Annotated in this window: 2 protein-coding genes and 1 pseudogene; 1 reads left to right on the top strand and 2 read right to left on the bottom strand. The window is 47.6% G+C overall.

Annotation, left to right across the window (positions count from 1 at the left end; genetic code table 11):
* The first annotated feature begins 261 nt into the window (after positions 1-261).
* Positions 262-978 (top strand): Na-translocating system protein MpsC family protein, encoded by a 717-nt coding sequence (locus tag ACTRXG_RS16750; protein ID WP_474286048.1) that lies wholly within the window; start codon positions 262-264, stop codon positions 976-978.
* A 567-nt stretch (positions 979-1,545) separates the two neighbouring features.
* Here ACTRXG_RS16750 and ACTRXG_RS16745 read toward each other — a convergent pair.
* On the bottom strand, positions 1,546-2,658 hold the full coding sequence (locus tag ACTRXG_RS16745) for a PQQ-dependent sugar dehydrogenase (protein ID WP_474286046.1): 1,113 nt from the start codon (positions 2,656-2,658) through the stop codon (positions 1,546-1,548).
* A gap of 138 nt (positions 2,659-2,796) precedes the next feature.
* Positions 2,797-2,937: pseudogene (locus ACTRXG_RS16740) on the bottom strand (thioredoxin-disulfide reductase); the annotation flags it as partial.

The raw sequence follows: 2,937 nt of genomic DNA, 5'->3' as shown, positions 1-2,937 counted from the left end.
ACACCTCCAGATCATCGTTAATACTACATACGACGTTGGGGGTGTTTTTTCCTGTCTCATATTATGGGGTCACTCTATTCAATCGCTTCAACACCGGGTTTTTTGTATATTACTCTGGGGAGGTGAGGCTGTTGATTACTGCTGGTGGCAGCTCTGTCACCACCCTTACAGTAAAAAACATCCAGCGCTGCTAAACCGCAGCTGTACTTAATCAGCTGCAGCAGTTGATAAATTCGAGACAATAAAACAAGAGGTGAAAATATGGCCGAACATTCTGCGCCTGCACAAGTAGAAGAACAACAAAAAAAAATCGGAAGCTACCTCGGCAGAGTGCTTCGCGATCATTTCGGCAAAGGACCGGAATCCGTCTATGTGAGCGTTGACCCCTGCTGTATTGTCATGCATATACGAAAATTTTTATCCCCTATTGAAAAAGTGATGCTCGATCAAAGAGACAAACGTGCCGTGGAAGAATTAAGAGAAACCATGATGGCGAAAATGCTGCCTGAAATCGAGCATTACATTTCCAGCCTTATGGATATTGAAGGCTGGGAGTTTTATTTTGACTGGAACATTGAAAACAAATCGGGAGTCATTACCGGATTCCACCCTGATAAACTGAAAGAAAAGCAGGACAAGAACCGTACGAGGGGACAGGAAAATATTAAACAGGCAATACAGCGCGTCAGCGAAGAAGTGGGGAAAAGCCCGGATGAGATCACTGTCCACCCGGTAAACGAACGGACCATGCTCGCCGTACGTACGGGCGGCCTCATTTTAATTGAAAAAGAACTAATCAGAACGGGCCATTTGGACATTTTAAAATCAACGAAGCGCCTTCTCGAAAAAGAAGAGCTTTATAAAGAAAAATTTGATTTTATCTTTGGCACGAAGGTCCGCGATATTTTCGTAGACTGGGATTTCGACCACGACCGGAGTCTTATCGTCTTCATTACGGATCCTGTGGAGCAAATATAAATTTTCCTGGCATAGATTTTTTACAGCAGAAAAAGACTGAAGCAGAAAAAATCTCCTGCTTCAGCCTTTTTTATTACCCTGTCAGTGTTGAGAGCTTTAAGTAATTTTTTTAAGTCATCCTAATGCTTATTTAATACTTTGCGTCTAGGAAGCTTCGTTGCCTGCAAAAGAATCAGCAAAATCCTGGGAGGCTGGCTGCTCCAGTTTTCTCTGTGTCATTACTCGGTAAAATGCATGGATAAAACTCATGGCGTCATGCCTCCTTTGAATTCATAATTAAAGCCTACGTTTACTTTAATGAAAACTTTCACTCCTTACCACAACCTGGTAAGGATATCTCACAAATTTTCTGAAAATTTCGCAGGCATATATTTTTTCTTTTACTGAAACAATCACTGCAAAAGCCCGTGGAACGGCGGATTGAACCTTTCTTAAACCGCTGTATTGAACCACGGGCTTTTGAAAATCAATTTAAATTTCTGCTCCATTCGAAAAAGTTATGCTTTTTCACCAAAAAATTACTGTTCGAAAGTACTGCCTGCCAAACAGCGGAAACACTTTAAATTACTATTCTTCAGGGGTAAGCCTCAGCAGACGGTCGTCGTTTTCTGCGGGCGTGCCTCCTCCGTCTGTGTTATTCGTAAGAATATAAACATCTCCGTTTTCGGCTTTAACGTCCCGGAGCCTGCCTTCTCCGTCAAATACAGCATTCATCTCTTCTGTTTCTTCGTCATAGGCATACAGGCTCTCTCCACGGAGTCCTGCTGTCAGAAGGGTATCCCTGAAAAAAGCCGTGCCGGAGGGGGCCCATGTAGTGCTCCCCGATTGAATCGCCGGCGTTTCCAGCCCTTCTGCTGATTCACTGCCGGTAATTTCCGGCCAACCATAATTATTGCCAGGCTCGATTACATTGATTTCATCCTGGGCATTCGGTCCATGCTCCGAGCTGTACAGCTGACCATCGCTGTTCCATGCGAGACCCTGCGGATTCCGGTGCCCGTAGCTGTATACATAAGAATCCTCAAACGGATTGTCCTCCGGTACTTCTCCTTCGACCGTCATGCGCAGAATACTGCCAGCGAGACTGTCTTCGTCCTGCGCAAGCGAAGGCTCATCCGAATCGCCGGCGGTAGCATATAAATAACCATCCGGTCCAAGTTCAAGCCGGCCTCCATTGTGAATCCGGCTCCCCGGGATGTCACCAAGCAGCACTCCCGTTTCGTTCCATTGACTGGCTTCGCGTTCCACAGCAACCACTCTGTTTGCGGGCGCTCCATCATCCTGGCGGTAGGTGTAGTACGCATAGCCCTGCTGGGAGTCAGCAAAATCCTCGGCCAGCACAAAGCCAAGCAGGCCGCCCTCCCCTTCGTTTGCTACTTCATCACTCGTATTAAGCGAAAGGCGTTCTGTTTCTCCCCCGTTCACCTCGATCACCTCGCCACCGCGGTTCGTCATATAGTACGTATCTTCATGAATGTTCAACGACCAAGGCACCTCGAGATTTTCCGCTACCACTTCCATGTCCCAGTCTTCTGTCTGAGCTTCAGAGACCGAACCCGCCGTCTCCCCGGTATTTTCTTCCGGCTGCTCGTCATTTTCCCCGGAACTGCAGCCGGCAAGAAGTGCTGTCCCGAAGATTAGCAGGCTGATTGCATTGTTTCTGCCCGGATAAATTATCATTATGCATCCCCCTTTCATGAAAACAGGACAAGCCCCCATGATCATTGCGTACCCTTATCATCATACTATCATAAAAAAATGCCCCGGCTGCACAAAGGCAGCCAGGGCAGATAATTATAGTTTACCGGACCGGAGTGCTTACACTTCGACCGCGTTTTTCAGTTCTTCCACGTACTGCTGCGCCGTCTGGGCCGCGAGCGATCCGTCGCCGGTCGCCGTCACGATCTGGCGCAGGAACTTGTCCCGGATGTCGCCGGCGGCGAACACGCCCGGAATCTT

This window comes from Marinococcus sp. LNSP9103-4, from assembly GCF_056034345.1.
The sequence above is the reverse complement of the archived record's forward strand: the minus strand, read 5'-3'. Positions and strand labels throughout refer to the sequence as shown.

Bases quoted from the DNA above. Each gene is read 5' to 3' on its own strand.
- ACTRXG_RS16750 (WP_474286048.1), top strand. From the start codon at position 262: ATGGCCGAACATTCTGCGCCTGCACAAGTAGAAGAACAACAAAAAAAA.
- ACTRXG_RS16745 (WP_474286046.1), bottom strand. From the start codon at position 2,658: ATGATAATTTATCCGGGCAGAAACAATGCAATCAGCCTGCTAATCTTC.